General features: G+C 61.5%; 19 protein-coding genes. 11 read left to right on the forward strand and 8 right to left on the reverse strand.

All coding sequences use genetic code 11. The features are described from left to right. The first annotated feature begins 18 nt into the window (after positions 1 to 18). From AC3WJE_RS05970 to AC3WJE_RS06005, 8 genes are all read left to right on the forward strand, one after another. Positions 19 to 363 carry a YybH family protein gene (locus AC3WJE_RS05970; protein WP_493729863.1) on the forward strand — a complete coding sequence of 115 codons (345 nt, stop codon included), beginning with the start codon at positions 19 to 21 and terminating at the stop codon, positions 361 to 363. Positions 364 to 604: 241 nt separating this feature from the next. Then, on the forward strand, positions 605 to 1,015 hold the full coding sequence (locus AC3WJE_RS05975; protein ID WP_493729864.1) for a DUF4259 domain-containing protein: 411 nt from the start codon (positions 605 to 607) through the stop codon (positions 1,013 to 1,015). A gap of 498 nt (positions 1,016 to 1,513) precedes the next feature. Further along, positions 1,514 to 1,861, forward strand: a complete 348-nt coding sequence (locus AC3WJE_RS05980; RefSeq protein WP_493729943.1) for a glyoxalase superfamily protein — start codon at positions 1,514 to 1,516, stop codon at positions 1,859 to 1,861. Between the two features lie 72 nt (positions 1,862 to 1,933). Continuing rightward, positions 1,934 to 2,308, forward strand: a complete 375-nt coding sequence (locus AC3WJE_RS05985; protein WP_493729865.1) for a VOC family protein — start codon at positions 1,934 to 1,936, stop codon at positions 2,306 to 2,308. A gap of 97 nt (positions 2,309 to 2,405) precedes the next feature. Beyond that, positions 2,406 to 2,723 (forward strand): hypothetical protein, encoded by a 318-nt coding sequence (locus AC3WJE_RS05990; protein ID WP_493729866.1) that lies wholly within the window; start codon positions 2,406 to 2,408, stop codon positions 2,721 to 2,723. A gap of 83 nt (positions 2,724 to 2,806) precedes the next feature. Beyond that, the gene (locus AC3WJE_RS05995; RefSeq protein WP_493729867.1) at positions 2,807 to 3,196 is read left to right on the forward strand and encodes a hypothetical protein; all 390 of its coding nucleotides are present in this window, start codon (positions 2,807 to 2,809) and stop codon (positions 3,194 to 3,196) included. A gap of 155 nt (positions 3,197 to 3,351) precedes the next feature. Further along, positions 3,352 to 3,966 carry a DUF7010 family protein gene (locus AC3WJE_RS06000; protein ID WP_493729868.1) on the forward strand — a complete coding sequence of 205 codons (615 nt, stop codon included), beginning with the start codon at positions 3,352 to 3,354 and terminating at the stop codon, positions 3,964 to 3,966. Continuing rightward, a complete protein-coding gene (locus tag AC3WJE_RS06005) occupies positions 3,963 to 4,655 on the forward strand; it encodes a serine aminopeptidase domain-containing protein (RefSeq protein WP_493729869.1) in 693 nt (230 codons plus the stop codon). Before AC3WJE_RS06000 ends, AC3WJE_RS06005 begins: the two co-directional genes overlap by 4 nt. A 33-nt stretch (positions 4,656 to 4,688) precedes the next feature. Here AC3WJE_RS06005 and AC3WJE_RS06010 read toward each other — a convergent pair whose 3' ends face one another. Then, positions 4,689 to 5,255, reverse strand: a complete 567-nt coding sequence (locus tag AC3WJE_RS06010; RefSeq protein ID WP_493729870.1) for a DUF2058 domain-containing protein — start codon at positions 5,253 to 5,255, stop codon at positions 4,689 to 4,691. Between the two features lie 88 nt (positions 5,256 to 5,343). On the opposite strand from AC3WJE_RS06010, the gene AC3WJE_RS06015 reads away from it, so the two are divergent. From AC3WJE_RS06015 to AC3WJE_RS06025, 3 genes are all read left to right on the forward strand, one after another. After that, the gene (locus tag AC3WJE_RS06015; protein ID WP_493729871.1) at positions 5,344 to 5,844 is read left to right on the forward strand and encodes a hypothetical protein; all 501 of its coding nucleotides are present in this window, start codon (positions 5,344 to 5,346) and stop codon (positions 5,842 to 5,844) included. 56 nt (positions 5,845 to 5,900) lie between these two features. Next, positions 5,901 to 6,233, forward strand: a complete 333-nt coding sequence (locus AC3WJE_RS06020; RefSeq protein WP_493729872.1) for a hypothetical protein — start codon at positions 5,901 to 5,903, stop codon at positions 6,231 to 6,233. Between the two features lie 120 nt (positions 6,234 to 6,353). Further along, positions 6,354 to 6,758, forward strand: coding sequence for a GFA family protein (locus tag AC3WJE_RS06025; RefSeq protein WP_493729873.1), 405 nt, complete (start codon positions 6,354 to 6,356; stop codon positions 6,756 to 6,758). 232 nt (positions 6,759 to 6,990) lie between these two features. Here the strand turns inward: AC3WJE_RS06025 and AC3WJE_RS06030 are convergent, their stop codons facing one another. The 7 genes from AC3WJE_RS06030 to AC3WJE_RS06060 all read right to left on the reverse strand — a co-directional run bounded on the left by AC3WJE_RS06030 (position 6,991) and on the right by AC3WJE_RS06060 (position 12,462). Beyond that, on the reverse strand, positions 6,991 to 8,172 hold the full coding sequence (locus AC3WJE_RS06030; protein WP_493729874.1) for an ABC transporter permease: 1,182 nt from the start codon (positions 8,170 to 8,172) through the stop codon (positions 6,991 to 6,993). After that, the gene (locus AC3WJE_RS06035; RefSeq protein ID WP_493729875.1) at positions 8,169 to 8,915 is read right to left on the reverse strand and encodes an ABC transporter ATP-binding protein; all 747 of its coding nucleotides are present in this window, start codon (positions 8,913 to 8,915) and stop codon (positions 8,169 to 8,171) included. Before AC3WJE_RS06035 ends, AC3WJE_RS06030 begins: the two co-directional genes overlap by 4 nt. Before the next feature lie 40 nt (positions 8,916 to 8,955). Continuing rightward, positions 8,956 to 10,515, reverse strand: coding sequence for an alpha/beta hydrolase (locus tag AC3WJE_RS06040; RefSeq protein ID WP_493729876.1), 1,560 nt, complete (start codon positions 10,513 to 10,515; stop codon positions 8,956 to 8,958). Between the two features lie 84 nt (positions 10,516 to 10,599). Beyond that, positions 10,600 to 10,800, reverse strand: coding sequence for a helix-turn-helix transcriptional regulator (locus AC3WJE_RS06045; protein ID WP_493729877.1), 201 nt, complete (start codon positions 10,798 to 10,800; stop codon positions 10,600 to 10,602). After that, complete coding sequence (locus AC3WJE_RS06050) at positions 10,797 to 11,378, reverse strand: hypothetical protein (RefSeq protein ID WP_493729878.1); 582 nt, start codon at positions 11,376 to 11,378, stop codon at positions 10,797 to 10,799. The genes AC3WJE_RS06045 and AC3WJE_RS06050 overlap by 4 nt, the downstream gene beginning before the upstream one ends. After that, positions 11,375 to 11,536: a hypothetical protein gene (locus AC3WJE_RS06055; protein WP_493729879.1), complete on the reverse strand. Its 162-nt coding sequence runs from the start codon at positions 11,534 to 11,536 to the stop codon at positions 11,375 to 11,377. Before AC3WJE_RS06055 ends, AC3WJE_RS06050 begins: the two co-directional genes overlap by 4 nt. A gap of 176 nt (positions 11,537 to 11,712) precedes the next feature. Next, positions 11,713 to 12,462: a ferredoxin--NADP reductase gene (locus tag AC3WJE_RS06060; protein ID WP_493729880.1), complete on the reverse strand. Its 750-nt coding sequence runs from the start codon at positions 12,460 to 12,462 to the stop codon at positions 11,713 to 11,715. Positions 12,463 to 12,553: the final 91 nt, after the last annotated feature.

Genomic DNA, 12,553 nt, shown 5'->3' on the forward strand with positions numbered 1-12,553 from the left:
CCAACAGGGTTGAGACATATGAGCCGTTCCATCCTCGCTTTTGTCGTCCTCGGCCTCATGCTGGTGACGGGGCCGCTACTTGGGCAGAACGTTCCAGATCCAACTAAGACCACGGAGCTTTCCAGCGTTGCGTTACCGCCTGAACTGGATCGAGTGCTTCGCGACTATGAACGCGCATGGCGCGCTGGCGACGCGGTGGCCCTCGCCTCGCTATTTGTGGAGGATGGATTCGTGCTGCAAAGCAATCGTCCTCCAATCCGCGGACGCTCGGCCATCCAGGCAGCCTATGAGGGCCAAGGCGGCGGCCAATTGCGGCTACGCTCGCTCGCTTTTCCGCCGGAGACACGATCGGCTACATCATAGGTATCTACGGTTATGGCGATGCGTCCGGCGACACAGGAAAGTTCACCCTCACTCTGCATCGTGCGCCCGGTGAGCCGTGGCTAATCTTCTCGGACATGGACAATCTGAACACGTCGCCAAAAAGTCAGCGTGTGTCAGAACACTAGAGGGCGGTCTAACAATTCATTCAAGCCCAACCCGCTTCGCGGGTCGGCTTAATTCAGGTGTTAGACGCCGATTCAAACTTCAAGGAGGTTCCAGCATGGGAGCTTGGTCACACGAGCCATTCGGCAATGACACTGCTTGCGATTGGGCATATGGCCTTGATGAGCAGCGAGACTTTTCCCTTGTCGCCAAAGCTATCCAAGCCGTTCTCGACAATGGTTCCGACTACCTTGACTCGGATCTAGCCAGCGAGGCTATCGCCGCTGCGGAGGTTCTCGCCAAAGCCCTTGGGCGCGGCACCCAGACCGACAGCTACACTGAAGAGGTAGATACTTGGGTTAAATCCATCGCTGCCAAACCCTCCCAGGATCTACTCTGCAAGGCTAATGGAGCGCTTACTCGCATCATGGCCCCTGACTCTGAGCTCAGGGAGTTGTGGGAGGAGAGTGATGACTTTGGCAGCTGGGAGTCATCCGTCAAGGCGCTGCAGTCGGCGGTTGGCGCCTAACAATTCGTTCAAGCCGAAGCCGCTTCGCGGCGTGGCTTAATTCAGGCGTTAGGCCTCATGAAGAAAATCCTGCATGTGTTGGTGGTCTTGCTTCTCTCCGGATGCGCCACAACCGCATCAAGCGGCCGGCCTGTCCTCCCAGACAACAAAGCGGAATGTGAAGCCTCGGGGCACCGTTGGGGCTGTCGCGGCGTTCCTGGCGACGGATGTCCCGAAATATGTCACGCTGCCACAACCGATGCAGGCAAAACCTGTACACACAGCAATCAATGTCAAGGGGAGTGCGTGGCTTCCGACCAGCGCGCCAGGAGTGGGGTTTGCTCCACGCAGTCAACCGTGTTCGGCTGTCAGTTCTATCTAGGCAGCGATCGCCGCGCAGGCCAGGAAAAGCTGTGCTACGACTGAGGCCTGACAATTCATTCAAGCCGAAGCCACTTCGCGGCACGGCTTAACTCAGGCGTTAGGCAGCAAGGAGAGATCATCGTGACTCAAACCGTGATGCCCGTCCTTCGTGTAACCAGTGCTTCTACCAGTTTTCCATTCTACGTCCATGGCCTTGGATTCACTGTCGATTGGGAGTATCGGCACGAACCGGATTTTCCAGTCTTTGCGCAGCTTACTCGGGGGGAGCAATCGATCTTCCTGACAGAGCACGCAGACGACTGTCAGGTCGGTGGCGCCGTCCATTTTTCTGTTCCGGACGTAGACGAGTGCTATCAGGCTTTCCAAGCGACAGGACTTGTCCAATCTCGCCCGCCCTATAACACTGCATGGAAAGCCCGGGATATCCTGGTAACTGATCCAGATGGCAACAGGCTCACATTTTCTACTGAGCTGGCTGCCTAGCAATTCACTCAAGCCGAACCCGCTTTGCAGATCGATTTGATAAATGCGTTGGGCATTTCAGGAAGGACAGCCATGAAATCGAATCCCGTTGAGATCGGCCAGATCGCTATCACAGTTAGCGATGTGGCCAAGGTGCTCCCGTTCTACCGCGACATCCTTGGTCTGGAGTTCTTGTTCAGCCCCGGTCCCAATCTGACGTTCCTGTCCGCTGGCTCAGTACGCGTCATGCTTTCAACGCCTCAGGGAGCTGGGAACGCTGGCGCCAATTCAATCCTCTACTTCAAGGTCAGCGATATCTCGGGCACGCACAGTGCCATGGTGAGCAGAGGGGCCGGCAGCGAACGCGCACCACAACTAACGGCAAAGATGCCTGATCACGAACTATGGATCGGCTTTCTTCGTGATCCGGATGGCAACTTGGTGGGGCTCATGGAAGAGAAACGATAGTGGGCTCAATGCCCAACAAACGGCTCCAGACCGACGTCGCACGCCCTGTGGACGCGCGCCGCGACCGAACCGCGGTGTTGAACAATAGGGAGGCCGCATGAGTTGGCTGTGGATTTCCACTCTCGTCGCATTGCTTGCGTTCAACGGCATCGCATCCGTTCGGGTGTTCCGCAGTCCGGCCGCGACCAAAGCTCAGCAAATCCCTCAACTCTTGCTCGTCTGGTTGCTGCCCTTTGTTGGTTCCACTATTTGCCTTGCGTTCTTGGCAACAGACACTATCGGGACTGCGCAATCCATCAATCGAACCGCCTTTGTAGACAATGCTGACTCGGGTGGAATTGCATGGGACGCGCCAGCAGGCGCAAACATTTATGATTGTGGTGGCGATGGTGGCGAAGCTGGAAGCAGCGATTGACCCCGTTGCGGCTTCCGCCTAACACTTCATTCAAGCCGATGCCGCTTCGCGGCACGGCCTAATTCAGGTATTGGGGCACATCGATGTCACTCGCGGTCGGCTATCTTCTAGAGAACGGTGAGCATGAGTGTCGGTTTGAGTTTCACGATGATGGCTACTACTGGTTCCTGCATGCCTGGTTCCTTCAAGTCGATAAGACTACTGGCAAGTACGTAGATCTCTACGGCCATGCTCGGTTTCATGAATCCAATGGCTTGGCTGCGCTCCGTGCCGCGATGTCCGAGGCTTTGGAAGCAGCAAGGAAGCAGCCGCCCGAATGGCAGGTACACATCGGGACGCAACTCGGGCCCATTCCGCGCGGGATCTACGCGACGGTTAAAAGAGGCGATCTGATAGACATGATCTCAAGGTTTCAGGCACTCCTTGAGGAAACACGATCGCTGGGCAAGACTCTTATTTTCCAGGGTGACTAGAGCGTGTCCCCCCCTAATCCTCCGGTAAGGGGGCGTCTTGTGCCTACGCGCAATCCCTTCCTTACGTTAGACCTCTGGCGGTAGGGAGAATTACATAGCATTGAACTGGGTGACCTGTTTCTTTCCTGGCATCTCAACGAGGGAGATTTGAAAACATGGATATGTCGATTTCAGAAGCACAAGTGGACATGCGACATGGTTATTGCAGTGGTGGTGCCGGCATTCTGGCTTCAGCGCTCGTTTGGTCGGTGGCGGCCTGTATCGCAATCTCCAACTCCGCTCAGAAGGCCGTCTGGGCATTGCTCATCGGAGGCATGCTGATTCATCCAGTCAGCGTGCTCATCTGCAAGCTGCTCGGCGCTCGTGGAACTCACACCAAAGGCAATCCGTTGGGCCAACTGGCAGGGGCCAGTACTTTCTGGCTCATCTTCTGCTTGCCGCTGGCCTATGCGCTAAGCCTGCAAGAGCCGGGCTGGTTCTTTCCCGCCATGCTGCTCGTCATTGGCGGCCGCTACCTGGTGTTCGCTACGCTTTACGGCATGCGCCTGTATTGGGTGCTGGGTCTGGCGCTCGCCGCTGCGGGCTTCGTGCTGGGCTATCTGGTGGCCCTCGTATACATCGCCGCTGGCACTGGTGCTGTATTTGAGGCGATCTTTGCGGTCATCTGTCTTGTGCAGCACCGTCGCTGGGTGCGCTCTGACAATTCGTTTAAGCCGAACCCACTCTTGTCTCGGCTTGGTTCAGGCGCAGGCACTCCGGAATCAACATGACCGCGCTTGTGGTTCTTCCCGGCCTGGACGGTACCGCGACGCTCCACGCAGAGTTTTTGGCATCAACAATTTCTGCCTTCGACTCTGCCACTGTCGTTCCCTATCCACCCGACAAGGCTTTGGGTTACATCGCACTCGAGGCGCTTGTCAGGGAACAATTGCCTCCGACGGGATCGTTTGTCCTTTTGGGCGAATCGTTCTCTGGACCTATCGCGCTCTCCATTGCCGCAAACCCGCCGCCCAACCTCATTGGGATCGTCCTTTCCACGACCTTCGCCAAGTCTCCGGTTCCAGTACTTTCGCCTCTCACAGCGCTCACACGCTTCGCGCCGGTGCGCGCCCTACCGCCGTTCCTTCTGTCGTGGCTGTTGCTTGGTCGCTGGACTACACCACAACTGGAAGCATCACTGCAAAGTGCTCTATTAGCCGTAAGTCCTGCAGTGCTCAGGTTTCGCGCAGCTGCGGCTATGCAGGTGAATGTTTCGGCTCGTCTCAGCGCCGTTTCCTTACCTGTTCTCTATTTGCATTCTACTCACGACAGGCTGCTTTCTGCGGCCGCCGGCCGGCATCTTCTCTCTGCACTTCCGCAATGCTCCGCGGTGGACATCGCCGGACCTCATCTCCTGCTACAAGCTGTTCCCAAAGATTGCGCCCATGCAGTGACTAGGTTTGCCAGGGGTCTCGGCTAGGACGCGATCGGTCTCGACGGGTACTCCTAGCAACTACCAGACCAGATCGTCCGGCACCTTGAACTGGCTGTAGTAAGCCTCGTCGCTGTCGGCCTCGGGCTCAGCTTCCGGTTGGTCTGTGGCGGCTACGGGCTTGCGGCCGTTGTCGAGCAGCACCACGGCCGGATCACGGTCGTAGATCTTCTCGACCGCCACGCGCGGGACCAGTTCGACTCCATCGCCATGGCGCACGATCACCAGCGCGCCGCTGACCAGCTGCGAACGCTGGGCCGTATCGACCAACACGCTACGGATCGCCTTGCCGTCCACGAAGCGATAGTCGATCTCGCCGCTACGCCGGACTTTGTGGGTCTCGACGATCTGGCGGATCTGCGCCTGAAGCTCCTGCCTGCGCACCTGCGCATTGCGCTCCGCCGCCAGCACCCGGTCACGCTCGGCGCGCTCGGCTTGCAACCGTGCCGCGTCGCCCCGTTCCTCGCCGTCCGCCGCCGGTGCTCCCTTGCTCTTGCGCTGCTTGTTCTGCTCCTGCACGACCTTGGCCAGCTGGCCCTTTTTCACCAGGCCCGCCTTGAGCAGTTGTTCTTGCAGGGGATTACGCATTGCGGGATCTCGGATGGCACGAAGCATTAGTTTAGCTCCGCTCCCCTCGGCCGGGTGATACTTGCCCGGCTGAACACTGGGTGGCTCCTTGGACAGACCGCAGGCGAACAGAGCCCTGCCTGATAATGGCCCAAGCAATGTATTCACCATCATCAATCCACTCACCCACGACATCACGACTCCCGGGAAAAGCACCGTGAACTGGAGCAGCATTGCCAAGCTTGCAGCCTCGCTACTTCTTGCTCAGGTCGCAATCGGATTCTTTGAGGGCGGAGTAGCCGCCGCAGATGCAAGTGCGACCGTTTTGCGGTTCGCCGCCAGCGCTCTCGCTTCCCTCTTCATCTGCGGAGCGCTCTTCGTCCTGTTCGCTTATCGGCATCCGATCAAACCGTACATCGGCGCTTGGACCGCACTTCTGCTTCAGCAGGCCGTGGCATTTGCGTTGACCCAGACCCTTATCGGCTCCCCCGATGACACACCACTGCTCCTGACTATCTCAGATTGCCTCCTACTCGCCTGTGCACTCGTCGCTGGCACTTCACTCGGCTCCACCCTTCAGCGAAGAGCCGCTCATTCCGCCAGTGCGTAGCAACCCACAACCAGACTGTCTTCACCGGCCCATATAGCTCAGAACATCATCTCGCCATGGATCGCTGGTCATTGCTCGGAACAGGACTCTTCGGTGCGATCTTCGCGCTGTTCACTTTCTTTCGCATCGAATCGACGGACTCGTTAGCGGTCCGTGTGGTCATTGCGGCCTTCATGTTTGGTGCGTACTGCGCCATCGTCATCTTCGGAACTGCAGGTAGAAAGCGCTCACTTTCGCTCTTCGATCAGACACTTCTGGGTGTCACGCTTGCGCTGGCCATTGCAGCCATGTTCGACGCTTCGCTCGAGGGGTTTTTGTTGGCGCTTGTACTCGGGTTGGTGCTAGGGTTTACCGCGGATCGCTGGGTGGAGCACGTGCCGTTGCCTTAGCCCTGCTGACAGTCTGCTTGGGCCGTTGACCACCGGTCGTCAGGCATGGTTTCACGCCGATCCAGACCGTACCGCGCCATGACACGATTCAACTCATACAAGCCTGAGCGGAGACACACATTGTTCAAGCAAGTTGGCGGGACCCTGATACAACCCAAGCATCGCGCCACCTGTCACTGCGGCGCGGTGGAACTGGAGCTGGACCTTCCGGATGGCATCGTCGATCCACGCCGTTGCAATTGCTCCATCTGTCGGCGCAAGGGCGCGGTGGTCGCATCCGTTCCGCTGAGCGGCATCCGTATCGTCAAAGGTGCCGAGCATCTCAAGCTCTATCAGTTCAACACAGGCACGGCGAAGCACTACTTCTGCTCCAACTGCGGGATCTACACGCACCACCAGCGACGCTCCAATCCCCAGCAGTACGGCTACAACGTGGGATGCCTTGAGGGCGTCAATCCGTTCGACATTCCGCATGTGCCTACCAGTGATGGTGTGAACCATCCTGCGGATCGACGCGAGGTCTAGGGTTAGGCCCCCTCATCCGGCGCTTCGCGTCACCTCGCGCTGCGCCCTGGCCCAGCGCGCCGGGTGTTCGGCCGTATGCGCGCCGGTGGCTCGCAAGCAACACGCCTTCACCCCATGAACGGGAGAGGGACGTGTTTCGAAACTTGTTTCTCAGCGCTCACACCACTTTCTTGCGTACCGATGGCCATGCGCTCGACCGCATGACCATTGGTGGTGGACGATCTCACCCCACTCAGCCCGAGATCGCCAGGCGTTCCTGGTGATAGCGGCGCACCGCTGCGAACCACAGCAATGCGGCCAGACCGAAGCCGGCGCCGAGGTAGACCGCCCACATCTGCCCGTCGATGGGTTCGTGGCGCGTCACCTTCAGCAGCATCTGGTTCTGCGCCAGGAACGGCACTGCGAACTGCCACAGCTGTGTCTTCAGCGGGTACACCGCCAATGCATAACCGGGCAGCATCGGCAGCAGCATCAGCCAGGTCATGTGGCTCTGCGCCTCCTTCATGCTCTTTGCCGACGCGGCCAGGTAGGTCAGCAGCGAGGTGCCGATGAACACCATCGGCAGCAGGATGAAAAGCATCTGCACCATCGCCAGGTAACCGACATTGAGCTGGCGGCCGATACCTGTGGCGAAGTGCGCGCTGAACTTGAACGCCAGCAGCGTCAGCAACAGCGTCACCATGCCGATCACGCAGGCAGCGGCGATCTTGCCGCTGACCACGCCGCTGCGCGGTGCCGGCGTGGCCAGCAGCGGTTCCAGCGACTGGCGTTCGCGTTCGCCGGCGGTCGCATCGAGGATCAGGTAAGCACCGCCGATGAACGAGGTGATGATCAGCAGCATCGGCAGCAGCATCGACATCAGTGCGCCGCGTTTGGCTTCGGCGGTGGCGAGATCCTGCGCTGCGATATCGACCGGACGCGCGATCTGTGCGTCGATGCCACGCGCCAGAAGGCGCAGTGCACCGACCTGCTGACTGTAGGCGGCCAGCGCGCTCTGCAGACGCGTGCTGGGGATCTCGGCGTCGCGCCGGGTACTGTCCTTGATGATCTCCACCAGCGCGGGCCTGCCGTCGTGCCAGGCCTGTGCGTAGTCATCGCTGATACGCAGGGCCACGTCCACGTCCTGGTTGCGGATCGCGGCGGTGAGGTCGGCCGGCGGATCGACCGCGTTCAATCCCTGCGAGGCGAGGAACTGCACCAGATTCGGCGCGTTCGCCTTGCCCAACACCGGGATGTCCAGCGGCTTGTCGATCTGGGTCTGAACGCGGCTTTCCGCCAGCTTGCCCAGGCCGAGGATCAGTACCGGATACAGCAGCGGCGCCAGCAACAGCGAGAGCAGCAGCGTGCGATGGTCACGCGAGATGTCGCGCAGTTCCTTGCGCATCACGATCCACAATGTCGAAAACAGGCTCATGCGTGCAGTCCCTCGTCCGATCCGATCGCCTTGACGAAGGCGTCTTCCAGGTTGTCCTCGCCGGTCTGCGCGCGCAGTTCGTCGGCGGTGCCGGCGGCGACCACGGTGCCCTTGGCGATGATGACGACGCGATCACACAGCGCCGCGACCTCCTGCATGATGTGGCTGGAGAAGATCACGCAGCGTCCTTCCTCGCGCAGCTGGCGCAGGAAGCCGCGCAGCGCGCGCGTGGTCATCACGTCCAGACCGTTGGTGGGTTCGTCGAGAATCACGTTGCGCGGGTCGTGTATCAGCGCGCGTGCGATCGCGGTCTTGGTGCGCTGACCCTGGCTGAAGCCTTCGGTCTGGCGGTCGAGGATGTCGTCCATGTCCAGTGCCGCCGACAGCACCTTGGTGCGCTCGACGATCTGCGTCCGCGACATGCCGTGCAGCTCACCGAAGTAGGCGATGTTCTCGCGCGCGGTCAGGCGCTTGTATACGCCGCGCGCGTCCGGCAGCACGCCAAGCCGGCGGCGCACGGCGATCGGATCGACCGCCACATCGATGCCATCGACGGCGACCTTGCCCTGGTCGGGCGACATCAGCGTGTACAGCATGCGCAACGTGGTGGTCTTGCCGGCGCCGTTGGGACCGAGCAGGCCGGTGATCTGGCCGTCGGGCGCGTGAAAGCCGACGTCTTCCACCGCCTTCACCAGCCCGGTCTTGGTCTTGAACGATTTGTACAGGTGCTCGGCCGTGATCATGCGGCGGCCTCCTGCGTGGTGATCGTAGCGATCCTGGCGGTCATGGTTCCCATCCGTTGAACGAGGTGAAGGCAGGCACGCTGTTGAGCGTGTCCACGCAGTGAGCGTCGAGCGACTTGGCGTCGCCGTGTTCGATGAACTGGCCCATCAGCTTGGGAACACAGCCCAGCGCCATCACGCTGTGTCCCTGCCCCGGTGCGATCAGGTGACGGCCGTTCGGCAGGCCCTTGAGCACCTGTTCGGCATAACGCGGCGGTGTCACCGGGTCGAGTTCGCCGGACAGCAGCAGCGCCGGTACATCGCTGCGCAGCGGTTCGGTGAAGTTGGCCGGACGCGTGCCGGTCGGCCAGGCCGGACAGGCAGCGAAGAACATCTTCGCCACATCCGGGCCGAACAACGTCTGCTGTGTGCTCACCGGCGCGTGGTAGCGGTCGGCGTCTTCGGCGCAGATCACCGACCACTGCATCGGACGGTTCATCGAGTCGCCGATCTGCCGGTTGGCCAGCCCCGCCAGCGACATCAGCGGTGCGTAGCGGCCCTTCGCCGCCTCATCGAGGATCAGCGGCAGCAGCGAGGCGGTCTGCGGCGCATACGAGAACGCGAACGCCAGCCCGGTCACCGTATCGGCAGTGACCTTGCCGTGCTCGATCTCGCCGGTGCCGGGATTGCGGTACTCCACCTCCACTGGCGCCTGACGCAGCCGCGTCATCACACTTTGCAGCTGCTCGCGCGTATCGGTCGGGAAACGCGCGGCGCAGGCGGGCGTGCGCCGGCACTGCTCGGCCTGCAGGCGGATCGCGTCCTCGAAGGTGGTGGCGAACTCGCCGCCGACCACCAGATCGTTCGGCGCCACGCCATCGATCACGATCGTGCGGGTGTGCTGCGGATACGTACCGGCATAATGCTGGACCACGCGAGTGCCGTAGGAGACGCCGATCAGATCGATCTTGTCCGCACCCAGCGCGGCGCGCACCGCATCGAGATCGCCGATCGCCTCGGTGGTGGTGTAGAAGCGCGGATCGGCACGCTCCTGCAACGATGCCGCGCAGCGACGCGCGTAATCGGCGAGCGCGCTGGTCGTGGTGTCCTCGTCTTCCGGCAGCGCCAACGGCTTGCCATCCTCGCCGGTGCACGCCAGCGGATGCGAGCCACCGGTACCCCGCTGATCGACCAGGAAGAGGTCGCGCTTCTTGCGCACGTCCTGCAGCGCCGGCGCGATCAGACTGGCTGATTCGGTGGCCGATTGACCGGGACCGCCAGCGATGAAGAACACCGGATCCGGTTCTGCAACGGTGCCGCTGTCGGCCTCAAGCCAGGCGATCTTCAATTCGATGCGGCGCCCCTCCGGCGCGGCCGGGTTCTCGGCCACCTGCAGCGTCGCGCACTGCGCCTCGACGTTACCCGGTGCCTGCGGGTTGGTGAGTGTGCACGGCTGGAATTCCAGCGTGCCGTACTTGCGCACGACCTTTTCGGCGGGCCCATGCGTGGCGCTGGCTGCGACCGAACCGGTCGACGGCGGCGCATGCGATTTCCAGTAGCGATAGCCGAGCGCGGCCACCACCACCAGCACCGCCAGAACAATCCTGATCTTCTTCGACATCTCCCGCGTTTCCCTTCTGGTGATCTCTGTATGCCAATGACGCCGCGGCCGCCTGTTTGTGACGGCCCGCGCCCCCCGTGTCGCTCAACCCTCCGCTTCGAACAGGAATATCCGTTCGATCGGTTCACCGAACAGCGCCGCGATGCGGAATGCCAGCGGCAGGCTCGGGTCGTACTTGCCGGTTTCCAGCGCGTTGATGGTCTGGCGCGATACTGCCAGCCGTTCGGCCAGTTCCCCCTGTGACCAGCCGCTGACCTCGCGCAGCTCGCGCATGCGGTTGTTCACGCGTAACGCCTTGCGATGACGACCTTGACCACACCGTAGCCCATGCACAGCAGCGGATACACCCACAGCATCGCCATCGTGGCCGGTATCGCGATCAGTCCGGCCGATTGCAGGAATCCCGCCGTCATGTAGACGGCCGCCACGAGTGCGGCGGCAATCGCCACCGATTCCAGTTCGATGCGGCGCTGCATCTCGTCGGCGTTGCGTACGTAGCGCGCCATCGCGCGGATCATCAACGCCAGCAGTAGCGCCGGCAGCAATGCGATCAGGATCCGCAACCCATTCATATCGACCATGTCGAGCAGGCGTTTCCAGAGCACCATCACCACTACGTAGGCCGCCATCGGTGGCAGCAAATCGCGGTAGTACTGCCGGGTCAGTGATGCGGGCGCACTGTCGCGCATCGACGCTGGCGTCCACCACATCATCGCAGCAGCAAACAACCCGCCAATCCCGGTCCCGACCAACAGGCCGATCGCGTAATTGCCCCACCCCAGCCGTCGGCCCGCCAGACCGAGCGCCAGCGCGACCAGTCCCAACACCAAGGCAATGACGGCACCCCGACGGCAGCCGCTCATGATCGCGGCGCCTTCAGCACCGAGCCGAGAGCGAGGCCGATAAAGGCCAGGCCGACGCCGAGCATCGCCGTTTGATGCAGGCCGAGCGCGCAAAAGGCTACGCCGCAGGCAAACCACGGCATCCGGGTGGAGCTTGGGCACAACCAACGATGCTTCATGGGATCGCCTGTCAAGGTTGCTTGACAGGGAGAATGGGCCCACGAATACGGACTGTCAAGTGTCCTTTACAAGTTTCACGGGCAGCCTCGTGGAGGCGAGCTTGCTCGGCTGGGGCATTCCCACAAAAGCTTCAGCCGAGCAAGCTCGGCTCTACCAGGGCGGTCGGCTCGGCCGGTTACTTGTTGCTGACGTACTTCTCGCGGCGGATCTGCGCGCTCGACAGGCCCGCCTGTTTCAGCGTCTCGAAGCAGGTATCGACCATGTTCGGGTTGCCGCACAGGTAGGCGATGTCGGCTTCCGGATCCGGCGCGAATTCCGGCAGGAACTGCTGCACGTAGCCATGGCGCACGTCCGGATGCGCGTGGTCCGGCAACTCGCGCGAGAAGCACGGCACGTAGCGGAACTGCGGATGCGCATCGGCAAACGCGCGGAAATCCTCGCCATACAGCAGTTCCTCCGGCGTACGCGCGCCCTGCAGCAGCACCACTTCCAGGCCACGCTCGGCGATCGCGCGCGCCAGCAGTGGCAGCATCGAGCGATATGGCGTCACCCCGGTGCCGGTGGCGATCAGCAGGTAGCGGCGGTTGAAGTCGCCCGGCATCAGGCAGAAGCGCCCGTACGGGCCACTGGCCGACAACTGCCCGCCGATCTCCAAACCTTCGAACAGCGCCGTGGCCGCGCCACCGGGCACGAAGCTGACCGCGATATCCACCGCCTCGCCCGGGCCGAGCGCGTGGTCGTGGATCGTTGCCAGCGAATAACTGCGCTTGGCCGCGCTGCCGTCAGCGTGATCGAAATGCACCTGAATGAACTGACCGGGCTGGAAATCCAGCGGTTGGCCGTCATCACGGACGAACTGGTAGTGGCCGACCGAGGGCGCCAACATGCGGCGATCGACGAGTTTTATGGGGAATTGGACGGGCACGTGCGGGTTGGGACAGTCTGTTTCCGGGGCCAGGGCCCACGTGGCCTTCTATAATAGCGGCTGCATTCCGGCGGCGCCGCCTAACCGGCGC

The sequence above is a fragment of the Pseudomonas sp. GW821-FHT07E12 genome, from assembly GCF_058986605.1.

Excerpts from the sequence above, each read along its gene's own strand:
- AC3WJE_RS05970 (WP_493729863.1), top strand. The coding sequence starts at position 19 with ATGAGCCGTTCCATCCTCGCTTTTGTCGTCCTCGGCCTCATGCTGGTG.
- AC3WJE_RS05975 (WP_493729864.1), top strand. The coding sequence starts at position 605 with ATGGGAGCTTGGTCACACGAGCCATTCGGCAATGACACTGCTTGCGAT.
- AC3WJE_RS05980 (WP_493729943.1), top strand. The coding sequence starts at position 1,514 with ATGCCCGTCCTTCGTGTAACCAGTGCTTCTACCAGTTTTCCATTCTAC.
- AC3WJE_RS05985 (WP_493729865.1), top strand. The coding sequence starts at position 1,934 with ATGAAATCGAATCCCGTTGAGATCGGCCAGATCGCTATCACAGTTAGC.
- AC3WJE_RS05990 (WP_493729866.1), top strand. The coding sequence starts at position 2,406 with ATGAGTTGGCTGTGGATTTCCACTCTCGTCGCATTGCTTGCGTTCAAC.
- AC3WJE_RS05995 (WP_493729867.1), top strand. The coding sequence starts at position 2,807 with ATGTCACTCGCGGTCGGCTATCTTCTAGAGAACGGTGAGCATGAGTGT.
- AC3WJE_RS06000 (WP_493729868.1), top strand. The coding sequence starts at position 3,352 with ATGGATATGTCGATTTCAGAAGCACAAGTGGACATGCGACATGGTTAT.
- AC3WJE_RS06005 (WP_493729869.1), top strand. The coding sequence starts at position 3,963 with ATGACCGCGCTTGTGGTTCTTCCCGGCCTGGACGGTACCGCGACGCTC.
- AC3WJE_RS06010 (WP_493729870.1), bottom strand. The coding sequence starts at position 5,255 with ATGCGTAATCCCCTGCAAGAACAACTGCTCAAGGCGGGCCTGGTGAAA.
- AC3WJE_RS06020 (WP_493729872.1), top strand. The coding sequence starts at position 5,901 with ATGGATCGCTGGTCATTGCTCGGAACAGGACTCTTCGGTGCGATCTTC.
- AC3WJE_RS06030 (WP_493729874.1), bottom strand. The coding sequence starts at position 8,172 with ATGAGCCTGTTTTCGACATTGTGGATCGTGATGCGCAAGGAACTGCGC.
- AC3WJE_RS06035 (WP_493729875.1), bottom strand. The coding sequence starts at position 8,915 with ATGATCACGGCCGAGCACCTGTACAAATCGTTCAAGACCAAGACCGGG.
- AC3WJE_RS06040 (WP_493729876.1), bottom strand. The coding sequence starts at position 10,515 with ATGTCGAAGAAGATCAGGATTGTTCTGGCGGTGCTGGTGGTGGTGGCC.
- AC3WJE_RS06050 (WP_493729878.1), bottom strand. The coding sequence starts at position 11,378 with ATGAGCGGCTGCCGTCGGGGTGCCGTCATTGCCTTGGTGTTGGGACTG.
- AC3WJE_RS06055 (WP_493729879.1), bottom strand. The coding sequence starts at position 11,536 with ATGAAGCATCGTTGGTTGTGCCCAAGCTCCACCCGGATGCCGTGGTTT.